Origin of the sequence: Bacillus sp. YC2 (genome assembly GCF_019891195.1) — a bacterium.
Classification (GTDB): domain Bacteria; phylum Bacillota; class Bacilli; order Bacillales; family Bacillaceae; genus Bacillus.
Genome location: NZ_JAHXDO010000016.1, coordinates 22,022 through 48,181, shown reverse-complemented (window position 1 = coordinate 48,181; position 26,160 = coordinate 22,022). Strand labels below are relative to the sequence as shown.

General features: G+C 44.0%; 29 protein-coding genes and 2 other annotated features (1 of these 31 running past the window's edge). All 29 genes read left to right on the top strand.

Features of this window, described 5'->3' with window-relative positions:
- Nucleotides 1-37 (top strand) — a binding site (T-box leader); it begins 195 nt to the left of the window's first position.
- Nucleotides 38-112: 75 nt separating this feature from the next.
- Nucleotides 113-766 (top strand): serine O-acetyltransferase, encoded by a 654-nt coding sequence (gene cysE / locus KY305_RS18410; RefSeq protein ID WP_223063733.1) that lies wholly within the window; start codon nt 113-115, stop codon nt 764-766.
- Nucleotides 763-2,163: a cysteine--tRNA ligase gene (gene cysS, locus KY305_RS18405; protein WP_214803876.1), complete on the top strand. Its 1,401-nt coding sequence runs from the start codon at nt 763-765 to the stop codon at nt 2,161-2,163. The genes cysE and cysS overlap by 4 nt, the downstream gene beginning before the upstream one ends.
- 4 nt (nt 2,164-2,167) lie before the next feature.
- Nucleotides 2,168-2,599, top strand: a complete 432-nt coding sequence (locus tag KY305_RS18400) for a Mini-ribonuclease 3 (RefSeq protein ID WP_214803878.1) — start codon at nt 2,168-2,170, stop codon at nt 2,597-2,599.
- A complete protein-coding gene (gene rlmB, locus KY305_RS18395; RefSeq protein ID WP_223063732.1) occupies nt 2,583-3,332 on the top strand; it encodes a 23S rRNA (guanosine(2251)-2'-O)-methyltransferase RlmB in 750 nt (249 codons plus the stop codon). The genes KY305_RS18400 and rlmB overlap by 17 nt, the downstream gene beginning before the upstream one ends.
- Nucleotides 3,333-3,338: 6 nt before the next feature.
- Nucleotides 3,339-3,851, top strand: a complete 513-nt coding sequence (rae1, locus tag KY305_RS18390; RefSeq protein ID WP_223063731.1) for a ribosome-dependent mRNA decay endonuclease Rae1/YacP — start codon at nt 3,339-3,341, stop codon at nt 3,849-3,851.
- 62 nt (nt 3,852-3,913) lie between these two features.
- A complete protein-coding gene (gene sigH, locus KY305_RS18385) occupies nt 3,914-4,570 on the top strand; it encodes an RNA polymerase sporulation sigma factor SigH (protein WP_061521296.1) in 657 nt (218 codons plus the stop codon).
- 89 nt (nt 4,571-4,659) lie between these two features.
- Entirely contained in the window at nt 4,660-4,809 is a 150-nt protein-coding gene (gene rpmG / locus KY305_RS18380; protein ID WP_003156421.1) for a 50S ribosomal protein L33, read from the top strand.
- Nucleotides 4,810-4,843: 34 nt separating this feature from the next.
- Nucleotides 4,844-5,023, top strand: a complete 180-nt coding sequence (gene secE / locus KY305_RS18375; protein WP_061521295.1) for a preprotein translocase subunit SecE — start codon at nt 4,844-4,846, stop codon at nt 5,021-5,023.
- A 164-nt stretch (nt 5,024-5,187) separates the two neighbouring features.
- Complete coding sequence (gene nusG, locus KY305_RS18370) at nt 5,188-5,721, top strand: transcription termination/antitermination protein NusG (RefSeq protein ID WP_003225764.1); 534 nt, start codon at nt 5,188-5,190, stop codon at nt 5,719-5,721.
- 167 nt (nt 5,722-5,888) lie between these two features.
- A complete protein-coding gene (rplK, locus tag KY305_RS18365) occupies nt 5,889-6,314 on the top strand; it encodes a 50S ribosomal protein L11 (RefSeq protein WP_003156430.1) in 426 nt (141 codons plus the stop codon).
- A gap of 94 nt (nt 6,315-6,408) precedes the next feature.
- The gene (gene rplA, locus KY305_RS18360) at nt 6,409-7,107 is read left to right on the top strand and encodes a 50S ribosomal protein L1 (protein WP_061521294.1); all 699 of its coding nucleotides are present in this window, start codon (nt 6,409-6,411) and stop codon (nt 7,105-7,107) included.
- A 48-nt stretch (nt 7,108-7,155) separates the two neighbouring features.
- Nucleotides 7,156-7,298: a sequence feature (ribosomal protein L10 leader region), on the top strand.
- Nucleotides 7,299-7,361: 63 nt separating this feature from the next.
- Nucleotides 7,362-7,862 (top strand): 50S ribosomal protein L10, encoded by a 501-nt coding sequence (rplJ, locus tag KY305_RS18355; protein WP_223063730.1) that lies wholly within the window; start codon nt 7,362-7,364, stop codon nt 7,860-7,862.
- Nucleotides 7,863-7,904: 42 nt separating this feature from the next.
- Nucleotides 7,905-8,276: a 50S ribosomal protein L7/L12 gene (rplL, locus tag KY305_RS18350; RefSeq protein ID WP_061521292.1), complete on the top strand. Its 372-nt coding sequence runs from the start codon at nt 7,905-7,907 to the stop codon at nt 8,274-8,276.
- A gap of 91 nt (nt 8,277-8,367) precedes the next feature.
- Nucleotides 8,368-8,973 (top strand): class I SAM-dependent methyltransferase, encoded by a 606-nt coding sequence (locus KY305_RS18345; RefSeq protein WP_214803887.1) that lies wholly within the window; start codon nt 8,368-8,370, stop codon nt 8,971-8,973.
- A 243-nt stretch (nt 8,974-9,216) separates the two neighbouring features.
- Complete coding sequence (rpoB, locus tag KY305_RS18340; protein WP_223063729.1) at nt 9,217-12,798, top strand: DNA-directed RNA polymerase subunit beta; 3,582 nt, start codon at nt 9,217-9,219, stop codon at nt 12,796-12,798.
- Between the two features lie 61 nt (nt 12,799-12,859).
- Nucleotides 12,860-16,459 (top strand): DNA-directed RNA polymerase subunit beta', encoded by a 3,600-nt coding sequence (gene rpoC, locus KY305_RS18335; protein WP_223063728.1) that lies wholly within the window; start codon nt 12,860-12,862, stop codon nt 16,457-16,459.
- Between the two features lie 169 nt (nt 16,460-16,628).
- On the top strand, nt 16,629-16,877 hold the full coding sequence (locus KY305_RS18330; protein WP_223063727.1) for a 50S ribosomal protein L7ae-like protein: 249 nt from the start codon (nt 16,629-16,631) through the stop codon (nt 16,875-16,877).
- Between the two features lie 116 nt (nt 16,878-16,993).
- Entirely contained in the window at nt 16,994-17,410 is a 417-nt protein-coding gene (gene rpsL / locus KY305_RS18325; protein WP_003156445.1) for a 30S ribosomal protein S12, read from the top strand.
- A gap of 43 nt (nt 17,411-17,453) precedes the next feature.
- Nucleotides 17,454-17,924, top strand: coding sequence for a 30S ribosomal protein S7 (gene rpsG, locus KY305_RS18320; RefSeq protein WP_003156447.1), 471 nt, complete (start codon nt 17,454-17,456; stop codon nt 17,922-17,924).
- A gap of 53 nt (nt 17,925-17,977) precedes the next feature.
- Nucleotides 17,978-20,056: an elongation factor G gene (fusA, locus tag KY305_RS18315; protein ID WP_223063726.1), complete on the top strand. Its 2,079-nt coding sequence runs from the start codon at nt 17,978-17,980 to the stop codon at nt 20,054-20,056.
- Between the two features lie 119 nt (nt 20,057-20,175).
- Nucleotides 20,176-21,366: an elongation factor Tu gene (gene tuf, locus KY305_RS18310; protein WP_223063725.1), complete on the top strand. Its 1,191-nt coding sequence runs from the start codon at nt 20,176-20,178 to the stop codon at nt 21,364-21,366.
- 104 nt (nt 21,367-21,470) lie between these two features.
- Complete coding sequence (locus tag KY305_RS18305; RefSeq protein WP_223063724.1) at nt 21,471-22,436, top strand: alpha/beta fold hydrolase; 966 nt, start codon at nt 21,471-21,473, stop codon at nt 22,434-22,436.
- 248 nt (nt 22,437-22,684) lie between these two features.
- Nucleotides 22,685-22,993 (top strand): 30S ribosomal protein S10, encoded by a 309-nt coding sequence (gene rpsJ, locus KY305_RS18300; protein ID WP_003156464.1) that lies wholly within the window; start codon nt 22,685-22,687, stop codon nt 22,991-22,993.
- A 39-nt stretch (nt 22,994-23,032) separates the two neighbouring features.
- Nucleotides 23,033-23,662 (top strand): 50S ribosomal protein L3, encoded by a 630-nt coding sequence (gene rplC / locus KY305_RS18295; RefSeq protein ID WP_061521284.1) that lies wholly within the window; start codon nt 23,033-23,035, stop codon nt 23,660-23,662.
- 27 nt (nt 23,663-23,689) lie between these two features.
- Nucleotides 23,690-24,313 (top strand): 50S ribosomal protein L4, encoded by a 624-nt coding sequence (rplD, locus tag KY305_RS18290; protein WP_003156466.1) that lies wholly within the window; start codon nt 23,690-23,692, stop codon nt 24,311-24,313.
- Nucleotides 24,313-24,600, top strand: coding sequence for a 50S ribosomal protein L23 (rplW, locus tag KY305_RS18285; protein WP_003156467.1), 288 nt, complete (start codon nt 24,313-24,315; stop codon nt 24,598-24,600). The genes rplD and rplW overlap by 1 nt, the downstream gene beginning before the upstream one ends.
- Before the next feature lie 31 nt (nt 24,601-24,631).
- The gene (gene rplB, locus KY305_RS18280; protein WP_061521283.1) at nt 24,632-25,465 is read left to right on the top strand and encodes a 50S ribosomal protein L2; all 834 of its coding nucleotides are present in this window, start codon (nt 24,632-24,634) and stop codon (nt 25,463-25,465) included.
- Between the two features lie 57 nt (nt 25,466-25,522).
- Entirely contained in the window at nt 25,523-25,801 is a 279-nt protein-coding gene (rpsS, locus tag KY305_RS18275; protein ID WP_003156472.1) for a 30S ribosomal protein S19, read from the top strand.
- A 16-nt stretch (nt 25,802-25,817) separates the two neighbouring features.
- Entirely contained in the window at nt 25,818-26,159 is a 342-nt protein-coding gene (gene rplV / locus KY305_RS18270) for a 50S ribosomal protein L22 (protein WP_003156475.1), read from the top strand.
- Nucleotide 26,160: the final 1 nt, after the last annotated feature.

Below are 26,160 nucleotides of genomic sequence, written 5' to 3'. Positions count from 1 at the left end.
AAACAGAGTGGAACCGCGCGGTGAAAGCGTCTCTGTCATGTTTACATGCAGAGGCGTTTTTTTATTAGCTGAAAAAGGATGACTGGAGCGGGGAGAGAATGGGGGGAAGCATGTGTTTTTTAAAATGCTTAAAGAAGACATAGATACAGTGTTCGATCAAGATCCTGCAGCAAGAAGCTATTTTGAAGTCATTTTAACTTATTCTGGTTTACATGCTATATGGGCGCATCGGATTGCACATGCTTTATATAAAAGGAGATTCTACTTCCTTGCACGCCTTATATCACAAATCGCCCGTTTCTTTACCGGTATTGAAATCCACCCAGGCGCGACCATCGGGAGAAAATTTTTCATTGACCACGGCATGGGTGTAGTCATTGGGGAAACTTGTGAAATCGGCAATAATGTCACGGTTTTCCAAGGTGTCACTCTCGGGGGGACGGGAAAAGAAAAGGGAAAGCGGCATCCGACCATTAAAGACGACGCCTTAATCGCAACGGGGGCGAAGGTGCTTGGCTCCATTACTGTCGGCCAAGGCTCTAAAATAGGCGCCGGCTCCGTTGTCCTGCGTGATGTCCCTGACTATTCAACCGTCGTGGGCATACCGGGGAAGGTCGTGATTCAAAACGGAAGAAAGATAAAGCGCGACCTCAATCATCAAGACTTGCCCGATCCGGTGGCTGACCGATTTAAAGCATTGGAGCAGCAGATTCTTGAGCTGCATGCTGAACTGGAAGATAAAAAAGAAAGGATAAACCAAAAATGACCATTACACTTTATAATACACTGACAAGGAAAAAGGAAACGTTCGTGCCCCTTGAGGAGGGCAAAGTGAAAATGTATGTGTGCGGCCCGACTGTATACAACTATATTCACATTGGAAATGCCCGTCCGGCTATTGTGTACGATACGGTCCGCAACTATTTAGAATATAAAGGGTATGACGTTCAATATGTGTCAAACTTCACCGATGTTGATGACAAACTGATCAAGGCCGCGAATGAGCTTGGTGAGGACGTCCCGACCGTTTCTGAGCGGTTCATTAAAGCCTACTTTGAAGACGTGGGCGCGCTTGGATGCCGAAAAGCCGATCTTCATCCGCGAGTAATGGAGAATATGGATGCCATCATTGATTTTATCAGCGAGCTGATTAAAAAAGGCTACGCCTATGAATCAGAAGGCGACGTTTATTTCAAAACAAGAGCGTTTGAGGGTTACGGAAAGCTTTCTCAGCAATCAATAGATGAGCTCAGATCAGGCGCCCGTATCCGCGTTGGTGAGAAAAAAGAGGACGCCTTGGACTTTGCGCTTTGGAAGGCTGCCAAAGATGGAGAAATTTCATGGGATAGCCCTTGGGGAAAAGGACGGCCGGGCTGGCATATTGAATGCTCTGCGATGGTGAAGAAGTATTTGGGTGACGAGATAGATATTCACGCCGGGGGACAGGACCTCACATTCCCTCACCACGAAAATGAAATTGCGCAATCTGAAGCATTAACAGGCAAGACATTCGCAAAATACTGGCTTCACAACGGTTATATCAATATAGATAATGAAAAAATGTCAAAATCGCTCGGGAACTTTGTTCTGGTGCACGATATCATTAAAAAATATGATCCGCAGCTGCTGAGATTTTTCATGCTGTCCGTGCATTACCGCCATCCCATCAACTATTCGGAAGAGCTGCTTGAAAAAACGAAAAACGCGTTTAACCGCCTGAAGACAGCTTACAGCAATTTAAACCATCGTTTGAACAGCAGCACGAATCTGACTGAAAATGATGATGAGTGGCTCGCTAAAATCGAGGAGCACCGCACTGCATTTGAAGAAGCGATGGATGATGATTTTAATACGGCAAATGCGATCTCCGTTTGGTTCGATTTAGCGAAGCATGCCAATTACTACTTGCAGGAAGACCATACGGCTGACCGTGTCATCAAAGCCTTTATCAATATGTTTGACAGAATCGGCTCTGTACTGGGGCTTACGCTGGGCGGAGAAGAGCTTGTCGATCAAGAGATTGAAGACTTGATTGAGAAAAGAAATGAAGCCCGCCGCAATCGCGATTTTGCCTTATCAGACCAAATCCGCGATCAGCTGAAAAGCATGAATATCATTCTTGAAGATACGGCTCAGGGAACTCGCTGGAAGCGGGGAGAGTAAGCTGATGCTTCAATTTGATCAAGTCAAAGATTCAAAGCAGTTAAACGGTCTTGCGCTTGCTTATATGGGTGATGCCATTTTTGAAATATACGTCAGGCATCACCTGCTTAAGCAGGGCTATACGAAGCCGAATGACCTTCATAAGAAGGCAAGCCGTATTGTATCGGCAAAATCCCAGGCGGATATTCTTTTTCATCTTCAAGAGGAATCCTTCTTTACAGAAGAAGAGGAAGCCGTACTGAGAAGGGGCAGAAATGCCAAATCGGGAACGACGCCTAAAAACACAGATGTACAGACGTACCGCTATAGTACGGCTTTTGAGGCTTTACTCGGATATCTTTTTCTTGAGAAAAAAGAAGAAAGACTGAATCAGCTGATTGCTGAAGCTATAAAAGCCGGGACGTCAGGGAGGAAAACAAATGAGTCAGCAACATGATTACGTCATAGGAAAAAATGCGGTCATTGAGACATTAAAGTCAGACCGGAAGCTGTATAAATTATGGATGGCGGAAAACACAGTAAAAGGACAAGCCCAGCAAGTCATTGAGCTTGCGAAAAAACAAGGCATCACCATTCAATTTGTTCCGAGAAAAAAGCTCGACCAGATGGTGGAAGGACAGCATCAGGGAGTCGTCGCTCAGGTCGCGGCTTATGAGTATGCGGAATTAGACGATTTATATAAAAGAGCGGAAGAAAGAAATGAACAGCCTTTCTTTCTCATATTGGATGAACTGGAAGACCCTCATAATCTCGGCTCCATTATGAGAACGGCCGACGCGGTGGGCGCGCACGGCATCGTCATTCCGAAACGCAGAGCAGTCGGCCTTACTGCGACGGTTGCAAAAGCGTCAACGGGAGCCATTGAGCATATCCCGGTCGTTAAGGTCACAAACCTTGCCCGGACGCTTGATGAAATGAAGGAGCGGGGCGTTTGGGTCGTCGGCACAGATGCGTCTGCGCGGGAGGATTACCGCGCAATGGACGGCAAGATGCCTTTGGCCTTAGTCATTGGAAGCGAGGGCAAAGGAATGGGCCGCCTTGTAAAAGAGAAATGCGATTTCCTCATCAAACTTCCGATGGCGGGAAAAGTAACGTCACTGAATGCATCGGTAGCGGCCGGCCTTCTGATGTATGAAGTCTATAGGAAACGCAATCCTTTGGGAGAATAAAGACAGATGGACATCCTATTAGTAGACGGATACAACATGATAGGAGCCTGGCCGCAGCTAAAGGATTTAAAAGCGAACAGTTTTGAAGAAGCGAGAGATGTACTGATTCAGAAAATGGCAGAATATCAGTCATATACAGGAATCAGAGTCATTGTTGTTTTTGATGCGCATCTTGTAAAAGGGATAGAGAAAAAGCAAACCAATTACAGGGTCGAAGTCATTTTTACGAGGGAGAACGAGACGGCGGATGAGCGGATCGAAAAGCTCGCCCAAGCGCTGAATAACATCGCGACACAGATTCACGTCGCCACCTCTGATTACACCGAGCAATGGGCGATTTTCGGACAAGGGGCTCTGCGAAAGTCCGCCCGGGAGCTGCTGCGGGAAGTGAATGCCATTGAACGCCGCATTCAAAGGCGGGTTTCTAAAATCACTTCCGAAAAACCCCCGGGTAAAATCGAGCTGTCCGAAGAGGTTTTGAAAACGTTTGAAAAGTGGCGGCGGGGCGACCTGGATTAGGTTGACGCTTTTTCGCCCATTAATGTATAATATTTCTATCTACGTGCGCCGGGGGGATCGCAGTGAATCTACAGAACAACAAGGGAAAATTCAACAAAGTGCAGTTTTGCCAGTTGGAGGACGAGCAGGTCATTGAAAAGGTTCATGTTGGGGATAGTGATGCGTTAGATTACTTGATTACGAAGTACCGTAATTTTGTACGGGCAAAAGCCAGATCCTATTTTTTAATAGGGGCGGACAGGGAAGATATTGTACAGGAAGGGATGATAGGCTTATATAAGTCTATCCGGGACTTTAGAGAGGACAAGCTTACTTCATTCAAAGCTTTTGCAGAATTGTGCATTACCCGCCAGATTATTACCGCAATAAAGACAGCTACTCGCCAGAAACACATTCCTTTAAATTCCTATGTTTCTTTAGACAAGCCTATTTTTGATGAAGAATCAGACCGAACGCTGCTTGACGTCATTTCGGGCGCAAAAACGTTAAATCCTGAAGAAATGATTATTAATCAAGAAGAATTTGATGATATTGAAATGAAAATGGGAGAGTTGCTAAGCGATCTCGAGAGAAAGGTGCTTGTTTTGTATCTTGACGGAAGAAGTTACCAAGAGATTTCCGATGATTTAAACCGGCACGTAAAATCAATCGATAATGCCTTGCAGCGCGTAAAGCGCAAGCTTGAGAAGTATTTAGAAATAAGGGAAATCAGTTTATAGCTGGTTTCTATGTGATATTGACAGAATTTTTCTGTCTGTGATATTTTAATAAGATAAATGAATGTTTATTTAGGAAAAGGTGTAACGACATGAGAAAAAAGATTACGCTGGCATGCAAAACATGCGGAAATCGTAATTATACGACAATGAAAAGCTCTGCATCAGCGGCTGAGCGGTTAGAAGTTAAGAAATACTGCAGCACTTGCAATTCACATACAGCTCATTTAGAAACAAAATAGTGTTCTCGCTTTTTAAATTGTGGAGGTCTTTTACATGCGTATGATGAGTTTCTTTAAAGATGTTGGGAAAGAAATGAAAAAGGTTAGCTGGCCTAAAGGTAAAGAGTTAACGCGTTATACGATCACGGTTATTTCAACAGTTATCTTTTTTATTATCTTTTTTGCCCTCCTTGATACAGGAATTTCTCAATTAATTCGTTTAATAGTTGAATAATGATCAGCAATACGTGCTATAATAGATCATAATATCGTTTGCCAAAACCCGTTCAGCGGGTTTTTTATTGTGTTGAAAAAAGGATTCATAGGCTCTGTGCCTATTTTTTGTTTTACACTCATTTTTTAAATGCGGGGAGGGAAGGACTGCATAGTCCTGATAGAATGGAAAAGAATTGGTATGTTGTTCATACGTATTCCGGTTATGAAAACAAAGTAAAAGCAAACCTTGAAAAACGTGTGGAATCGATGGGAATGCAAGATAAAATTTTCCGCGTAGTCGTTCCTGAAGAAGAAGAAACGGATATTAAGAACGGTAAGAAAAAGGTAGTTAAAAAGAAAGTATTCCCTGGCTACGTGCTTGTTGAAATCGTCATGACCGATGATTCCTGGTATGTGGTCCGCAACACGCCGGGCGTTACCGGATTCGTCGGATCAGCTGGATCAGGCTCAAAGCCGACTCCTCTTTTACCGGGCGAAGCGGAAACCATTTTGAAACGGATGGGAATGGATGAACGGAAAACCGACATTGATTTTGAATTGAAAGAGACAGTCAAAGTCATAGACGGACCATTTGCCAACTTTACCGGATCTATCGAAGAGATTGATTATGATAAGAGCAAAGTGAAGGTATTTGTGAACATGTTCGGCCGGGAAACGCCGGTTGAGCTGGAATTTACCCAGATCGACAAATTGTAATGTGAAAAAACTTGAAATTGATATACATTAATGATAATATAGCAAAGGTACGTCTTGGACTAATCCAAGGCAGCTAGCTTGATATTTCGTCATTCATATAAAGAATGAAACCTTGAGTGGGAGGGTTTACCCTATTACCACATCACGGACTTAAGGAGGTGTGTCTCGTGGCTAAAAAAGTAGTAAAAGTTGTAAAATTGCAAATTCCTGCTGGAAAAGCTAACCCAGCGCCGCCAGTTGGACCTGCACTAGGTCAAGCCGGTGTAAATATCATGGGATTCTGTAAGGAGTTTAACGCTCGTACAGCTGACCAAGCTGGTTTAATCATTCCTGTTGAAATTTCGGTTTACGAAGACCGTTCATTTACATTTATTACAAAAACTCCGCCTGCTGCAGTATTGCTTAAAAAAGCAGCTGGAATTGAGTCTGGTTCTGGTGAACCAAACCGTAATAAAGTGGCAACCGTTAAGCGCGATAAAGTACGCGAAATCGCTGAAACGAAAATGCCTGACTTAAACGCAGCAGACGTTGAAGCGGCAATGCGCATGGTTGAAGGTACTGCCCGCAGTATGGGTATTGTTATCGAGGATTAATTTGTTTCTTGTCGGGTTGCGAGTTTTCACAAGTTCGCAACCCTTATTCGTGGGAGGTTATTCCGCTATAACCACATAAGGAGGAAATTTTAAAATGGCTAAAAAAGGTAAAAAGTACGTTGAAGCTGCGAAGCTTGTAGATCGTGCGAAAGCTTACGACGTCGCTGAAGCAGTGGCGCTTACTAAAAAAACGAATACAGCTAAATTCGACGCTACAGTTGAAGTTGCTTTTCGTTTAGGGGTTGACCCTCGTAAAAACGACCAACAAATCCGCGGAGCTGTAGTTCTTCCTAACGGAACTGGTAAAACTCAGCGCGTGCTTGTATTCGCTAAAGGCGAAAAAGCAAAAGAAGCTGAAGCTGCCGGTGCAGATTACGTTGGCGATTCTGATTACATCACGAAAATCCAACAAGGTTGGTTCGATTTCGATGTAATCGTTGCGACTCCTGACATGATGGGTGAAGTCGGTAAAATCGGACGTGTGCTTGGACCAAAAGGTCTTATGCCAAACCCTAAAACAGGAACTGTTACTTTTGAAGTGGAAAAAGCAATCGGCGAAATCAAAGCTGGTAAAGTTGAATACCGCGTTGATAAAGCAGGAAACATCCACGTTCCAATCGGAAAAGTTTCTTTCGAGGATGAAAAACTTGTTGAGAACTTCACAACAATGTATGAAACAATCCTGAAAGCAAAACCGGCTGCGGCTAAAGGTGTTTACGTGAAAAACGTTGCTGTTACTTCTACTATGGGCCCTGGTGTCAAAGTAGACGCTTCTACTTTCAACGTAAAATAATATTTGACTTTACATCAGCATTCTGATATGATTTAAAATGTTGTAAAATATAATATGTCATTTATACCGTAGACAGCAGGGGCCGTTAAAGGCTTAATATCCTGCCGAGGTGTATATATATCACAGCTATTACGTTACGTATGCTTGTATATACAGCCTCCATGTCACATGGAGGCTTTTTATATGAAATCGTCGTCACAGTCGTGATCACCTAGCGGTATAAGTGTTACACAAAATCTACAGGAGGTGTAACCATGAGCAGCGCAATTGAAACAAAAAAAGTTGTTGTTGAAGAGATTGCTTCTAAACTGAAAGAAAGCAAATCAACGATCGTCGTTGATTACCGCGGACTTAGCGTTTCTGAAGTAACTGAACTCCGTAAACAGCTTCGCGAAGCTAACGTTGAGTTCAAAGTGTACAAAAACACAATGACTCGCCGTGCGGTTGAACAAGCTGAACTTGATGGTTTGAATGATGTCTTAACTGGACCGAATGCGATCGCATTTAGTACTGAAGATGTTGTCGCTCCGGCAAAAGTTCTTAACGAGTTTGCGAAAAAACACGAAGCTTTGGAAATCAAAGCGGGCGTTATCGAAGGTAAAGTTTCTTCTGTTGAAGAAGTGAAAGCTCTTGCTGAACTTCCATCACGCGAAGGCTTGCTTTCTATGTTGCTTAGCGTACTTCAAGCTCCAGTTCGCAACCTTGCTCTTGCAGCTAAAGCAGTTGCAGATCAAAAGGAAGAACAAGGCGCTTAATCTGATTTTTATCTAAAATAAAAACAAATGGAGGAATTACAAATGGCTTTAAATATCGAAGAAATCATTGCTTCCGTTAAAGAAGCAACTGTACTTGAATTGAACGACCTAGTAAAAGCAATCGAAGAAGAATTTGGCGTAACTGCTGCTGCTCCTGTAGCTGTAGCTGGCGGAGCTGCTGCTGGCGGCGCTGCTGAAGAGCAAAGCGAATTCGACCTAATCCTTGCTGGTGCAGGCGGACAAAAAATCAAAGTTATCAAAGTTGTACGTGAAATCACTGGTCTTGGCTTGAAAGAAGCTAAAGAACTTGTTGACAACACTCCAAAACCACTTAAAGAAGGTATTGCGAAAGAAGAAGCTGAAGAGCTTAAAGCTAAACTTGAAGAAGTTGGCGCTTCTGTAGAAGTTAAGTAATCTTCACTTGCCTGTAGGGGAAGCTCGCTTTTATGAGGCGGGCTTTTTCTTTGCTTTTCTTTAAGCGAAATGATATGAGGAGGTTCTAATAATGAGTGAACACTATTATTCAGAAAAACCTTCAGTTCAAAGCAATAAGCAAACATGGTCATTTACACTGCGAAATAAATCGTATACATTCACAAGTGACAGCGGCGTTTTCTCAAAAAAGGAAGTTGACTTCGGATCACGTGTCTTAATTGAAGCGTTCCAAGAGCCGGAAACGGATGGCGACTTTCTGGATGTAGGGTGCGGTTACGGCCCGATCGGTTTATCACTTGCAGGTGAATTTACAGACCGGACAGTCCACATGGTTGATGTGAATGAAAGAGCCGTAGAGCTATCAAATGAAAATGCAGAAAAAAACGAAATAAATAACGTACGTATTTATCAGAGTGATTTATTTTCAAATATTGATTCTGCTCAAACATTTGCTTCTATTATTACAAACCCCCCAATCCGCGCCGGAAAAAAAGTTGTCCATGCCATTTTTGAAAAGAGCGCTGAACATTTAAGGACTTCAGGTGAATTGTGGATCGTCATACAGAAAAAACAGGGCGGGCCTTCTGCCATTGAAAAACTGAAGGAACTTTTTGACGAAGTTTCTGTCGTTCAAAAAAAGAAAGGCTATTATATCATAAAAGCAAAAAAAGTTTGACTTGAATTTTTGGCTATGTTAATATTGTAAAATGCCAATGTATATATTTTGCATGATATGCTGAATAATCAAAGTGCATGTATAAATTATACAAACATGGAAATGCTAATAAAATCGGTATTTGTTTATGGATGTGGTTTTCTTAATTAGAAACCCTTTTTTCTTTTGTCTTGTAAAAGTATTTCTTCATTGTAAGGAATGCTTATTACACATATAATACGCATGATTTGAGGGGTGAATCAGTTGACAGGTCAACTAGTTCAGTATGGACGACACCGCCAGCGCAGAAGCTATGCTCGCATTAGCGAAGTGTTAGAATTACCAAATCTCATTGAAATTCAAACCTCTTCTTATCAGTGGTTTCTTGATGAGGGTCTTAGAGAGATGTTTCAAGACATATCGCCAATTGAGGATTTCACTGGTAACCTCTCTCTTGAGTTCATTGACTACAGTTTAGGAGATCCTAAGTATCCTGTAGAAGAATCAAAAGAACGTGATGTGACTTACTCAGCTCCGCTAAGAGTGAAGGTTCGTTTAATTAACAAAGAAACTGGAGAGGTAAAAGACCAGGATGTCTTCATGGGTGATTTCCCTATTATGACAGATACAGGTACTTTTATCATCAACGGTGCAGAACGTGTTATCGTATCTCAGCTTGTTCGGTCTCCAAGTGTATATTTCAGTGGTAAAGTAGACAAAAACGGTAAAAAAGGTTTTACCGCTACTGTCATTCCAAACCGTGGCGCATGGTTAGAATACGAAACTGATGCGAAAGATGTTGTGTATGTCCGCATTGATCGCACACGTAAGTTGCCGGTTACGGTTCTTTTGCGTGCTCTCGGCTTCGGTTCCGATCAAGAGATTCTCGATCTCATTGGCGAGAACGAATATCTCCGCAACACGCTTGATAAAGACAACACTGAAAACAGTGATAAAGCGCTTCTTGAAATCTATGAGCGCCTTCGTCCGGGAGAGCCTCCTACTGTAGAAAACGCAAAAAGCTTACTGGATTCCCGTTTCTTTGATCCGAAGCGTTACGATCTTGCGAATGTAGGACGCTATAAAATTAACAAAAAGCTTCATATCAAGAACCGTTTGTTTAACCAGCGGCTTGCAGAAACGCTGGTGGATCCTGAAACCGGTGAAATTCTCGCTGAAAAAGGGCAGATTCTTGACAGAAGAACATTAGATAAAGTCCTGCCATACTTAGAAAATGGAATAGGCTTCAGAAAGCTTTATCCTAACGGCGGCGTAGTCGAGGATGAAGTGATGCTTCAATCCATTAAAATCTTTGCTCCTACTGATCAAGAAGGAGAGCAGACGATCAATGTGATCGGCAATGCTTACATTGAAGAGGCGATTAAAAATATTACGCCTGCTGATATTATTTCTTCTATCAGCTACTTCTTCAACCTTCTGCACGGAGTAGGCGACACAGATGATATCGACCATCTCGGAAACCGCCGTCTGCGTTCTGTAGGCGAGCTCTTACAAAACCAATTCCGTATCGGTTTAAGCCGGATGGAACGTGTCGTTCGTGAAAGAATGTCCATTCAAGACACGAATACAATCACGCCGCAGCAGCTGATTAACATCAGACCTGTTATCGCGTCCATTAAAGAGTTTTTCGGAAGCTCACAGCTTTCTCAATTCATGGACCAGACGAACCCGCTTGCTGAGTTAACTCATAAGCGCCGTCTGTCAGCTTTAGGACCGGGCGGATTGACTCGTGAACGTGCCGGAATGGAAGTGCGTGACGTACACTACTCTCACTACGGCCGTATGTGTCCGATTGAAACGCCTGAGGGCCCGAACATCGGTTTGATTAACTCATTGTCATCATTTGCGAAAGTAAACCGCTTTGGTTTCATTGAGACGCCATACCGCCGTGTCGACCCTGAAACAGGTAAAGTAACGCCTAGAATTGATTACTTGACTGCCGATGAAGAAGATAACTATGTCGTAGCTCAAGCAAACGCAAAATTGAGCGATGACGGTTCATTCATTGATGACAGCATTGTTGCCCGTTTCAGAGGGGAGAACACCGTTGTTCCCCGCAACCGCGTGGATTACATGGACGTATCTCCTAAACAGGTTGTATCTGCTGCGACAGCATGTATTCCTTTCTTGGAAAACGATGACTCAAACCGTGCCCTCATGGGAGCGAACATGCAGCGTCAGGCTGTGCCTTTGATGCAGCCGGAAGCGCCGATTGTCGGAACGGGTATGGAATATGTATCCGGTAAAGACTCTGGGGCAGCTGTTATTTGTAAACATCCTGGTATCGTTGAACGTGTAGAAGCGAAAAACGTATGGGTGCGCCGCTACGAAGAAATTGACGGCCAAAAAGTAAAAGGCAACCTGGATAAATACAGCCTGCTGAAATTTGTCCGCTCCAACCAAGGTACGTGCTACAACCAGCGTCCGATCGTAAGTGTCGGCGATGAAGTAGTCAAAGGAGAAATCCTTGCTGACGGTCCTTCTATGGAGCTTGGGGAGCTTGCTCTCGGCCGCAACGTAATGGTCGGCTTTATGACATGGGATGGCTACAACTATGAGGATGCCATCATCATGAGTGAACGCCTTGTGAAAGATGATGTGTATACATCCATTCACATTGAAGAATATGAATCAGAAGCACGTGATACAAAGCTTGGACCTGAAGAAATCACACGCGATATTCCAAACGTCGGAGAAGACGCGCTTCGCAACCTTGATGACCGCGGAATTATCCGTATCGGTGCGGAAGTCAATGACGGAGATCTTCTCGTCGGTAAAGTAACGCCTAAGGGTGTAACTGAGCTTACTGCGGAAGAACGCCTTCTTCATGCGATCTTTGGAGAAAAAGCCCGCGAGGTTCGTGATACTTCTCTGCGTGTGCCTCACGGCGGCGGCGGAATTATCCACGACGTAAAAGTCTTTAACCGTGAAGACGGAGACGAACTTCCTCCTGGTGTGAACCAGCTTGTACGCGTATATATCGTTCAGAAACGTAAAATTTCTGAAGGAGATAAAATGGCCGGGCGTCACGGAAACAAAGGGGTTATCTCTAAGATTCTTCCTGAAGAAGATATGCCTTACCTTCCTGACGGCACGCCGATCGATATCATGCTTAACCCGCTGGGCGTACCTTCACGTATGAACATCGGGCAGGTATTAGAGCTTCACATGGGTATGGCTGCCCGTTACCTCGGCATTCACATCGCGTCACCTGTATTTGACGGCGCGCGTGAAGAAGATGTATGGGAAACGCTTGAAGAAGCAGGCATGTCAAGAGACGCTAAGACAGTCCTTTATGACGGCCGTACGGGAGAACCGTTCGACAACCGCGTATCTGTCGGAATCATGTACATGATCAAACTTGCTCACATGGTTGATGATAAACTTCATGCCCGTTCTACAGGACCTTACTCACTTGTTACGCAGCAGCCTCTTGGAGGTAAAGCTCAATTCGGAGGACAGCGTTTTGGTGAGATGGAGGTTTGGGCGCTTGAAGCTTACGGTGCGGCTTACACGCTGCAAGAAATCCTGACCGTGAAGTCCGATGACGTGGTTGGACGTGTGAAAACATACGAAGCCATCGTGAAAGGCGATAATGTTCCAGAACCTGGTGTTCCGGAATCATTCAAAGTATTAATCAAAGAGCTTCAAAGCTTAGGTATGGATGTGAAAATCCTGTCAGGCGATGAAGAAGAGATAGAAATGAGAGATCTAGAAGACGAGGAAGATGGTAAACAAGCTGACGGTCTTGCATTATCAGGTGATGAAGTGCCGGAAGAAGCAGCATCTCCCGACGTTGAACGTGATGTAGTAACAAAAGAATAGTCTCTGATTGATAAAGCAAGTGACATCGGTTAATCCGAAGATAAAAAGGGAGGTAGGCCCCTTGCTGGATGTGAACAATTTTGAGTATATGAACATCGGTCTTGCTTCACCGGATAAAATCCGTTCATGGTCTTTTGGTGAAGTGAAAAAGCCTGAAACGATAAACTATCGTACGTTAAAGCCTGAAAAGGACGGCCTGTTCTGCGAACGCATTTTCGGACCGACAAAGGACTGGGAATGTCATTGCGGCAAGTACAAGCGAGTTCGTTATAAAGGCGTAGTTTGTGACCGTTGCGGAGTTGAAGTAACGCGGGCTAAAGTCCGTCGTGAGAGAATGGGGCATATTGAACTGGCTGCCCCGGTTTCTCACATTTGGTATTTCAAAGGTATTCCGAGCCGTATGGGCCTTGTATTGGATATGTCACCGCGTGCGTTAGAAGAAGTGATTTACTTTGCTTCTTACGTCGTAACCGATCCGGCTAATACACCGCTTGAAAAGAAACAGCTTTTATCTGAGAAGGAATACCGTGCGTATCTTGATAAATACGGCAGCAAATTCCAAGCCTCTATGGGTGCGGAAGCTATTAATAAACTTCTTCAAGACATCGACCTTGTCAAAGAAGTTGATATGTTAAAAGAAGAGCTGAAAACATCTCAAGGACAGCGACGCACACGTGCGATCAAACGCCTTGAAGTATTGGAAGCCTTCCGTAATTCAGGAAACAAGCCGTCTTGGATGATTCTTGATGTGCTTCCGGTTATTCCTCCTGAGTTAAGACCGATGGTTCAGCTTGATGGCGGACGTTTCGCAACGTCTGACCTGAACGACCTTTACCGTCGTGTCATCAACCGTAACAATCGTTTAAAACGTCTGTTGGATCTCGGCGCGCCGAGCATCATCGTTCAGAACGAAAAACGTATGCTTCAGGAAGCTGTCGATGCTCTGATTGACAACGGACGCCGCGGCCGTCCTGTAACAGGTCCGGGTAACCGTCCGTTAAAATCTCTTTCTCATATGCTGAAAGGGAAACAAGGACGCTTCCGTCAGAACCTTCTCGGTAAACGTGTAGACTACTCCGGACGTTCTGTTATCGTAGTAGGACCGCATTTGAAAATGTATCAGTGCGGATTACCGAAGGAAATGGCGCTTGAGCTCTTCAAGCCTTTCGTCATGAAAGAGCTTGTTGAAAAAGGCCTTGCTCACAACATTAAGAGCGCGAAACGCAAAATCGAGCGCGTACAGCCTGAAGTTTGGGATGTGCTTGAATCTGTCATTAAGGAGCATCCGGTCTTATTGAACCGTGCCCCTACGCTTCACAGATTAGGTATTCAGGCTTTCGAACCGACGCTTGTAGAAGGACGCGCAATCCGTCTTCACCCGCTCGTATGTACAGCCTATAACGCTGACTTTGACGGTGACCAAATGGCGGTTCACGTACCTTTATCAGCAGAGGCTCAAGCTGAGGCGCGCATTCTGATGCTTGCAGCGCAAAACATCTTGAACCCTAAAGATGGTAAACCGGTTGTAACGCCGTCTCAGGATATGGTATTAGGAAACTACTACCTGACGCTTGAGCGTGCCGGAGCAGTCGGTGAAGGTATGGTATTCAAGAATACAGACGAAGCGCTTCTTGCTTATCAAAACGGATATGTCCACCTTCATACGAGAGTGGCCGTTGCGGCGAACTCCCTGAAGAATGTGACATTTACTGATGAACAGCGTTCCAAACTGTTAATCACAACAGTCGGTAAACTCGTTTTCAATGAAATTCTTCCTGAGTCATTCCCTTACATGAATGAGCCATCGAAGAGCAACATTGAAGAGAAAACACCTGACCGTTTCTTCTTAGATAAAGGTGCGGACGTAAAAGCTGTGATTGCAGAGCAGCCAATCAATGCACCGTTTAAAAAAGGTATTCTGGGTAAAATCATCGCGGAAATCTTTAAACGATTCCACATCACGGAAACGTCTAAAATGCTTGACCGCATGAAAAACCTCGGTTTCAGATATTCAACGAAAGCCGGTATCACAGTAGGGGTTTCTGATATCGTCGTTCTCGATGATAAACAAGAAATTCTTGAAGAAGCACAAAGCAAAGTTGACAATGTCATGAAACAGTTCAGACGCGGTTTAATCACCGAAGAAGAACGCTACGAGAGAGTCATCTCAATTTGGAGTTCAGCCAAAGACGTCATCCAAGGCAAACTGATGAAATCATTAGACGAAGTCAACCCGATCTACATGATGAGTGATTCAGGAGCCCGTGGTAACGCATCTAACTTTACACAGCTTGCGGGTATGCGCGGTCTGATGGCCAACCCGGCTGGACGAATCATTGAGTTGCCGATCAAATCAAGTTTCCGTGAAGGTCTGACAGTATTGGAGTACTTTATCTCCACTCACGGTGCGCGTAAAGGTCTTGCCGATACCGCCCTGAAAACAGCTGACTCAGGTTACCTTACACGCCGTCTTGTTGATGTTGCGCAAGATGTTATCATTCGTGAAACAGATTGCGGAACTGACCGCGGTATTCTTGCTAAACCGCTCAGAGAAGGCACGGAAATCATTGAGCACCTGGAAGAGCGTCTAATCGGCCGTTTTTCCAGAAAGCAGATCAAACATCCTGAAACGGGTGCTGTGCTCATTAACGAAAATGAATTGATCGATGAGGATAAGGCGCTTGAAATCGTTGAAGCCGGCATTGAAGAAGTGTGGATTCGTTCTGCCTTCACATGTAATACGCCTCATGGTGTATGTAAACGATGCTACGGCCGAAATCTTGCGACCGGAACCGATGTTGAAGTCGGAGAAGCAGTCGGTATTATCGCTGCCCAATCAATCGGTGAGCCTGGTACACAGTTAACGATGCGTACGTTCCATACAGGCGGGGTTGCCGGAGACGATATCACACAAGGTCTTCCGCGTATTCAAGAGCTTTTCGAAGCGCGTAATCCGAAAGGTCAAGCAACGATTTCTGAAATTGACGGTACAATTGCCGAAATCAACGAAGTCCGCGATAAACAGCAGGAAATCGTTGTTCAAGGCGCTGTTGAAACACGTTCATATACGGCACCTTACAACTCTCGCTTAAAAGTAGCGGAAGGAGATCAAATTACTCGCGGTCAAGTACTGACTGAAGGTTCTATCGATCCGAAAGAGCTTCTTAAAGTCACTGACCTGACAACGGTTCAAGAGTATCTTCTTCATGAGGTTCAAAAGGTTTACCGTATGCAGGGTGTTGAAATCGGCGATAAACACGTTGAAGTAATGGTTCGCCAAATGCTTCGCAAAGTCCGTGTGATCGATGCCGGAGACACTGATGTGCTTCCTGGCACATTGCTTGACATTCACCAATTCACAGAAGCGAACAAAAAAGTGCTGCTTAAAGGCAATCGACCTGCTACAGGCCGTCCTGTCCTTCTTGGTATCACAAAAGCTTCTCTTGAGACAGATTCATTCTTGTCTGCCGCGTCATTCCAAGAAACAACCCGTGTTCTTACAGACGCTGCAATTAAAGGCAAGCGCGATGAACTTCTCGGCCTGAAAGAAAATGTTATTATCGGTAAACTGGTTCCGGCCGGTACCGGTATGATGAATTATAGAAAAGTAAAACCTGTATCTAACGTTCAGCCGTCTGAAGATATGGTTCCGGTTGAATAGTTGAAAACTGCTGCAGGAAAAGCTGTTTCGACAGCTTTTCCGCAGTCTTGTTATGATTCTGGTGACGGACTGCACTAAAAAATGTCATACGATGTTGACATCCGTCTCGCAGAGTGATAATATAACCAAGGTGCTCGAAATAAAACCTGTTACTTTGGAGGATATGTTTATGTCTTATGATAAAGTATCACAGGCCAAATCAATTATTATTGGTACGAAGCAAACAGTGAAAGCTCTAAAACGAGGTTCAGTAAAGGAAGTCGTCGTGGCAAAAGACGCGGACTCAGTTCTTACGGCAGGCGTTATTCAGCTTGCGAAGAACCAAAGTGTCGCCGTCTGTATGGTCGAATCCATGAAAAAGCTCGGCAAAGCCTGCGGAATTGAAGTGGGAGCAGCAGCTGTTGCCATTATGTTATAGCGTACTTTTTTGTTTTTACGTAAGAAATTATTCTTGTGTAAAGACATTGTTTTTTGCCTAATGATGAACCACCTGGGTATGTGGGTTATAAAACGTAATGAAGGGAGGAACACAATATGCCTACAATTAATCAGCTAATTCGTAAGGGACGCGTGAGCAAAGTTGAAAACTCTAAGTCACCTGCACTAAACAAAGGATACAACAGCTTTAAAAAAGAGCACACTAACGTATCTTCTCCACAAAAACGCGGGGTATGTACTCGTGTCGGTACAATGACACCGAAAAAACCGAACTCAGCACTTCGTAAATATGCTCGTGTTCGTTTAACTAACGGAATCGAGGTTACTGCTTACATTCCTGGTATCGGTCACAACCTGCAAGAGCACAGCGTTGTACTTATCCGCGGCGGACGTGTAAAAGACTTACCGGGGGTACGCTACCACATCGTTCGTGGTGCGCTTGATACTGCCGGAGTAGAAAACCGTGCGCAAGGCCGTTCTAAATACGGAACAAAACGCCCTAAAGCAAAGTAATAAAATAATAAATCATTAAAATTAATGAAGGGAGGATATTCAGATGCCACGTAAAGGTCCTGTAGCAAAAAGAGACGTTTTACCTGATCCGTTATACAACTCTAAGCTTGTATCCCGTCTTATCAACAAAATGATGATCGACGGTAAAAAAGGTAAGTCTCAAACAATCCTATACAAGTCATTCGATATCATTAAAGAACGCACTGGCAATGATGCAATGGAGGTTTTCGAACAAGCATTGAAAAACATCATGCCTGTACTTGAAGTTAAAGCACGCCGTGTAGGTGGAGCTAACTACCAAGTGCCTGTAGAAGTTCGTCCAGAACGCCGTACAACTCTTGGTCTTCGCTGGTTGGTTAACTATGCGCGTCTTCGCGGAGAAAAAACAATGGAAGAGCGCCTGGCTAACGAAATTCTTGATGCAGCTAACAACACTGGTGCTGCCGTTAAGAAACGTGAAGACACTCACAAGATGGCAGAAGCGAACAAAGCGTTTGCTCACTACCGCTGGTAGGATTCTTATATTTAAAAAACACAATTTCCTAATAAGGAAGGAGAAATTACCCAATGGCAAGAGAGTTCTCCTTAGAAAAAACTCGTAATATCGGGATCATGGCTCACATCGATGCCGGTAAAACGACAACTACAGAACGGATCTTGTTCTACACAGGCCGTATCCACAAAATTGGCGAAACTCACGAAGGAGCTTCGCAAATGGACTGGATGGAGCAGGAACAAGAACGCGGTATCACGATCACTTCCGCAGCTACAACTGCACAGTGGAAAGGTTACCGTGTAAACATCATCGATACACCGGGACACGTAGACTTCACAGTTGAAGTTGAACGTTCACTTCGTGTACTTGATGGTGCGGTTGCCGTGCTTGATGCACAATCAGGCGTTGAGCCTCAAACAGAAACAGTATGGCGCCAAGCTACAACTTACGGAGTACCGCGTGTTGTATTTGTCAACAAAATGGACAAAATCGGCGCAGACTTCCTTTACTCTGTAGGAACTTTAAGAGACCGTCTTCAAGCTAACGCTCATGCAATCCAATTGCCGATCGGTGCTGAAGACAACTTCGAAGGTATCATCGACTTAGTAGAAAACGTTGCGTATTTCTATGAAGATGACCTCGGAACTCGTTCTGATGCGAAAGAAATCCCTGAAGAGTACAAAGAGCAAGCTGAAGAGCTTCGCAACAGCCTGATTGAAGCTGTAGCTGAGCTTGATGAAGAGCTTATGGAAAAGTACCTTGAAGGTGAAGAAATTTCTATTCCTGAACTGAAAGCTGCTATCCGTAAAGGTACACTGAATGTTGAATTCTACCCTGTACTTGTCGGTTCTGCTTTCAAAAACAAAGGTGTTCAGCTTGTACTTGATGCAGTTCTTGACTACCTTCCTGCACCGACTGACGTTGCTGCAATCAAAGGTGTGCGTCCTGACACTGATGAAGAAATTATTCGTCATTCTTCTGATGAAGAGCCGTTCTCGGCGCTTGCATTTAAAGTTATGACTGACCCATATGTCGGTAAGCTGACATTCTTCCGCGTATATTCCGGAACACTTGATTCCGGTTCATATGTTAAAAACTCTACTAAAGGCAAGCGTGAGCGCGTAGGACGTATCCTTCAAATGCACGCTAACAGCCGTGAAGAGATTTCTACTGTATACGCAGGAGACATTGCAGCTGCTGTAGGTCTAAAAGATACTTCTACTGGTGATACTCTATGTGATGAAAAGGATCTTGTAATCCTTGAATCAATGGAATTCCCAGAGCCTGTTATCGACGTAGCGATTGAGCCTAAATCAAAAGCTGACCAAGATAAAATGGGTATCGCTTTAGCAAAACTTGCTGAAGAAGATCCTACATTCCGTACTCAAACAAACCCTGAAACGGGTCAAACAATCATCTCTGGTATGGGTGAGCTTCACCTTGATATCATTGTTGATCGTATGAAGCGTGAATTCAAAGTTGAAGCTAACGTTGGTGCTCCTCAAGTTGCATACCGTGAGACATTCCGTACCGGTGCAAAAGTTGAAGGTAAATTCGTACGTCAGTCAGGCGGACGCGGTCAGTTCGGTCACGTATGGATCGAATTCGAACCGAACGAAGAAGGCGCTGGCTTTGAATTCGAAAACGCAATCGTCGGTGGTGTTGTTCCTCGTGAATACATCCCAGCCGTACAAGCAGGTCTTGAAGACTCTCTTGAAAATGGTGTCCTAGCTGGATTCCCGCTAATCGACATCAAGGCGAAACTTTTTGATGGATCTTACCATGATGTTGACTCAAACGAAATGGCGTTTAAAGTCGCTGCTTCTATGGCATTGAAAAATGCAGTCAGCAAATGTAACCCTGTTCTTCTTGAACCAATCATGAAAGTTGAAGTGGTTATTCCTGAAGAATACATGGGAGACATCATGGGTGATGTTACATCTCGCCGCGGACGCGTAGAAGGTATGGAAGCTCGCGGTAACGCACAAGTAGTGCGTGCGATGGTTCCTCTTGCTGAAATGTTCGGTTACGCTACTGCCCTTCGTTCTAACACGCAAGGTCGCGGTACGTTCACTATGTACATGGATCACTACGAAGAAGTGCCGAAGAGCATCTCTGAAGAAATTATCAAAAAAAATAAAGGCGAATAATTGATTTTGCCACTTAACTCAAGTATAACTACTATTGTAAGATGAGGGAGTGAAAGCTTGCTTTCACTTTCTATCACTCTATACATCACTAATTAAAAGCTCTTAAGGAGGATTTTAGAATGGCTAAAGAAAAATTCGACCGTTCCAAATCACATGCCAATATCGGTACAATTGGACACGTTGACCATGGTAAAACAACATTAACTGCTGCTATCTCAACAGTACTTCATAAGAAATCTGGTAAAGGTACAGCTATGGCGTACGATCAAATTGATGGTGCTCCAGAAGAACGTGAGCGCGGTATCACAATCTCTACTGCACACGTTGAGTACGAAACTGACACTCGTCACTATGCACACGTAGACTGCCCAGGACACGCTGACTATGTTAAAAACATGATCACTGGTGCTGCGCAAATGGACGGAGCTATCCTTGTAGTATCTGCTGCTGATGGCCCAATGCCGCAAACTCGTGAGCATATCCTTCTTTCTAAAAACGTTGGTGTACCTTACATCGTTGTATTCCTTAACAAATGCGACATGGTAGACGACGAAGAGCTTCTTGAACTTGTTGAAATGGAAGTTCGCGATCTTCTTAGCGAATATGACTTCCCTGGTGATGATGTACCAGTTGTTAAAGGTTCTGCTCTTAAAGCTCTTGAAGGAGATGCTGAGTACGAAGAAAAAATTCTTGAACTTATGGCTGCAGTTGACGAGTACATCCCAACTCCAGAACGCGACACTGAAAAACCATTCATGATGCCAGTTGAGGACGTATTCTCAATCACTGGTCGTGGTACAGTTGCTACTGGCCGTGTAGAACGCGGACAAGTTAAAGTCGGTGACGAAGTTGAAATCATCGGTCTTCAAGAAGAAAACAGCAAAACAACTGTTACAGGTGTTGAAATGTTCCGTAAGCTTCTTGACTACGCTGAAGCTGGTGACAACATCGGTGCCCTTCTTCGCGGTGTAGCTCGTGAAGATATCCAACGTGGACAAGTACTTGCTAAACCAGGTACAATCACTCCACACAGCAAATTCAAAGCTGAAGTTTACGTTCTTTCTAAAGAAGAGGGTGGACGTCATACTCCATTCTTCTCTAACTACCGTCCTCAGTTCTACTTCCGTACAACTGACGTAACTGGTATCATCCATCTTCCAGAAGGCGTAGAAATGGTTATGCCTGGAGATAACACTGAAATGACCGTTGAACTTATCTCAACAATCGCTATCGAAGAAGGAACTCGTTTCTCTATTCGTGAAGGCGGACGTACTGTTGGTTCAGGCGTTGTTTCTACAATCACTGAATAATCGACTCGTTCATTAATAACGAGGTCCCATATGGGGCCTCGTTTTTTTGTTTCTTAGATAAATCATTGTATAATGAAAGTTATACAAATTTTAGGAGCAAAGTCATGAGTGATAATTATTGCAAGAACGATCGTATTTCACTTTTACAACAATTGAAAATAAACGATAGCGAACAAACAATCATGATCAACGGCGATAACAAGAAGAATCCACTGCTTTTGTTTCTGCATGGCGGGCCGGGAACTCCGCAAATCGGCTACGCAAGGAGATACCAGAACGAGCTGGAAAAGCATTTCACTGTAGTGAACTGGGATCAGAGAGGGGCGGGACTCTCATATTCAAGAGAAATACCCGGCTCAACCATGACCATGGCACAAATGAATGCCGACGCTATTGAACTGACGGAGCGTCTCTGCAAACAGTTCGGTAAACAGAAAGTATATGTCGCCGGATATTCGTGGGGCTCAGTCCTGGCGCTTAACATCTTAGAACTGAGGCCTGATCTGTATCACGCGTATATTGGCATCAGTCAGGTGGTAAATATTCAAAAAGAAGAAATGGAAGCTTACCGGCTGCTTACAAAGTGGAGCCGCGAAAACAACTATCGGATGCTGGACAAGCTGCTTCGGTTTATCGGCCCTCCTCCTTGGAAGGGACAGCTGAAGCAGGCATTATTTCTGTTTGCCATTGAAATGAAGGGGGGAGGCTTTACCCATAAACGGTCGGCCGTGCTCAAAGTGGGCAGCCGCATGCTGTTTGGTGAACCATATGGCGTAAGGGGGAGCCTTTTAGCTGCCCGCGGACAAATGTTCAGTCTGAAACATCTGTGGGATGAACTATTCCGGTTTGATGCCGAAGAATCAGTTTCTTCTATTAAAGTACCTTGTTGTTTTATATCAGGGCGGTTTGACCTGACCGTTCCTGGAAGCATATCGCACGATTTTTATAAACAGGTGGAAGCGCCTTATAAAGAATGGTTTTGGTTTGAAAACTCGGCCCACTCTCCTCATTTGGAAGAGCCGGACTTATTTGCCGAGGTTCTCAGCGGCTTCGCAACATTCCATCTCTGACAAGAAAACGGCATATCCTTGATTATTAGCGTTAACACCTGTATAATAATCAAAGTGTGAAAACCACAAGGTTATTCAAATAAACCTTGCAACATGCGTCTATTTTCTGTATAATAGTGTATGTTGGTCTTTGACTGCGATGAAGTGAGAGGTTGCTGACACACCCGGCCGCTTTGCCATGGCAAGGTGATCAGGTTTTTCTCACGGAGAACTGTCTAACGTGATGTAGGCGAAAAGGAGGGAAAATAATGGCAAAACAAAAAATTCGTATTCGTTTAAAAGCATATGATCATAGAATCCTTGATCAATCTGCAGAGAAGATTGTTGAAACGGCAAAACGTTCTGGTGCCAGCGTATCTGGTCCGATTCCGTTGCCAACTGAAAAATCAGTTTACACAATCCTTCGTGCGGTGCACAAATACAAAGATTCTCGTGAGCAATTTGAAATGCGTACACATAAACGTTTAATCGACATTGTGAACCCAACACCACAAACTGTTGATGCTCTCATGCGATTAGATTTACCATCTGGTGTCGATATCGAAATCAAACTTTAATTCAAAAATATAGAATGATCTTAATAGGAGGTGTGACGAATGACCAAAGGAATCTTAGGAAGAAAAATTGGTATGACGCAAGTATTCGCAGAAAACGGTGATCTTATCCCGGTAACTGTTATTGAAGCAGCTCCAAACGTTGTTCTTCAAAAGAAAACAGCTGAAAACGACGGCTACGAAGCCATTCAGCTTGGTTTTGATGATAAGCGCGAAAAGCTTTCAAACAAACCGGAAAAAGGCCACGTTGCAAAAGCGGAAACTGCTCCTAAGCGCTTCGTTAAAGAATTACGCGGAGTGGAAATGGATGCGTATGAAGTTGGTCAGGAAGTCAAGGTTGAAATTTTCTCTGCAGGAGAAATCGTAGATGTAACAGGAGTATCTAAAGGTAAAGGTTTCCAAGGTGCAATCAAGCGCCACGGACAATCTCGCGGACCTATGTCTCACGGTTCACGCTACCACCGTCGTCCTGGTTCAATGGGACCTGTAGATCCTAACCGTGTATTCAAAGGTAAACTATTACCTGGACGCATGGGCGGAGATCAAATCACTGTCCAAAACCTTGAAATCGTAAAAGTAGATGCTGAGCGCAATCTTCTTTTGATTAAAGGTAACGTACCTGGTGCGAGAAAAGCTTTAATCACTGTGAAAAGTGCTGTTAAATCTAAATAAGTCTCTTAGGAAAGGAGGAAATTGATCATGCCAAAAGTAGCATTATACAACCAAAACGGTTCTACTGCTGGTGATATCGAATTAAACGCTTCTGTATTTGGAATTGAGCCAAATGAGAGCGTAGTATTCGACGCTATTCTTATGCAAAGAGCTTCCTTACGTCAAGGATCTCATAAAGTAAAAAATCGTTCTGAAGTACGCGGCGGAGGTCGTAAACCATGGCGTCAAAAAGGTACAGGTCGTGCCCGTCAAGGTTCTATCCGTTCACCGCAATGGCGCGGAGGTGGTGTCGTATTCGGCCCAACACCACGCAGCTATTCTTATAAATTACCTAAAAAAGTTCGCCGCTTGGCAATCAAATCAGTATTGTCTTCTAAAGTGAATGACAACAACATCATTGTTCTTGAAGATCTTACTCTTGATACGGTTAAAACGAAAGAAATGGCAGCTGTCCTTAAAGGATTGTCTGTTGAGAAAAAAGCTTTAATCGTAACTGCGGATGCAAACGAAGCAGTATCTCTTTCTGCTCGTAATATCCCTGGAGTTACTGTTGTTCAAGCTAACGGAATCAACGTGCTAGACGTTGTCAACCACGAGAAGCTTCTGATTACGAAAGCTGCGGTTGAAAAAGTAGAGGAGGTGCTTGCATAATGAAAGATCCTCGTGATGTTCTTAAGCGCCCCGTCATTACTGAACGTTCTGCTGATTTAATGACTGAAAAAAAATATACTTTTGAAGTTGATGTAAGAGCTAATAAAACAGAAGTGAAAGATGCGGTTGAAAGTATCTTTGGAGTGAAAGTTGACAAAGTCAACATCATGAACTACAAAGGGAAATCAAAACGTGTCGGCCGCTATACTGGTATGACTAGCCGTCGCAGAAAAGCGATCGTAAAACTTACTGCAGACAGCAAAGAAATCGAAATTTTTGAAGCTTAATTATCTGTAAAAAGAAGGAGGGAAATTCAAAATGGCGATTAAAAAGTATAAACCGACCTCTAACGGACGTCGTGGCATGACAACTTCAGATTTTGCTGAAATCACGACTGACCAGCCGGAAAAATCCTTGCTTGCTCCCCTTCACAAAAAAGGCGGACGTAACAACCAAGGTAAATTGACTGTACGTCACCAAGGTGGCGGACACAAACGTCAATACCGTGTTATCGACTTCAAACGCGATAAAGATGGTATACCTGGACGCGTTGCTACAGTTGAATACGATCCAAACCGTTCAGCTAACATCGCACTAATCAACTATGTAGACGGAGAAAAGCGTTACATTCTTGCTCCTAAAGGAATTCAAGTAGGTACTGAAATCATGTCTGGCCCAGAAGCTGACATCAAAGTAGGTAACGCACTTCCGCTTATCAACATCCCTGTTGGTACAGTTGTGCATAACATTGAATTAAAACCTGGTAAAGGCGGACAGCTTGTACGTTCTGCTGGTACATCTGCTCAGGTTCTTGGTAAAGAAGGTAAATACGTTCTTGTACGTCTTAACTCTGGTGAAGTTCGCATGATCCTTTCTGCTTGCCGCGCTTCTATCGGTCAAGTAGGTAACGAACAGCACGAACTTATCAACATTGGTAAAGCAGGACGCTCACGCTGGAAAGGCATCCGCCCTACAGTCCGCGGTTCTGTAATGAACCCTAACGATCACCCGCACGGTGGTGGTGAAGGACGCGCGCCAATCGGACGTAAATCACCAATGTCTCCATGGGGCAAACCGACTCTTGGATTCAAGACACGTAAGAAAAAGAGCAAATCTGATAAATTTATCGTACGTCGTCGTAAAAATAAATAACGGGGTTGTCTACGGTTCATATCGGACCGTAGTGCAATCACGAAGGGAGGTTCCAAAATGGCTCGCAGCTTGAAAAAAGGACCATTTGTCGATGGACACTTGATGACAAAAATCGAGAAATTAAATGAAACGGACAAGAAACAAGTTGTAAAAACTTGGTCTCGCCGTTCAACTATTTTCCCACAATTTATCGGTCACACAATCGCAGTCTATGACGGACGTAAACACGTGCCTGTATTCATTTCTGAAGATATGGTAGGCCACAAGTTGGGTGAATTCGCTCCAACTCGTACGTACAAAGGCCACGCTAGTGACGATAAAAAAACAAGACGCTAAGAGAGGAGGCTTTTAAATGCAAGCTAAAGCTGTTGCAAGAACAGTCCGTATTGCTCCTCGTAAAGCACGTCTAGTAATGGACCTGATTCGAGGTAAGCAAGTAGGCGAAGCAGTATCTATCTTGAACTTAACTCCGAGAGCTGCTTCTCCAATCATCGAAAAAGTTTTAAAATCTGCTATCGCAAATGCTGAGCACAACTATGAAATGGACGCTAACAATCTGGTTATTTCTCAAGCATTTGTTGACGAAGGCCCAACGTTAAAAAGATTCCGCCCGCGTGCTATGGGACGTGCTAGCCAAATCAACAAACGTACGAGCCACATTACAATCGTTGTATCAGAAAAGAAGGAGGGATAAG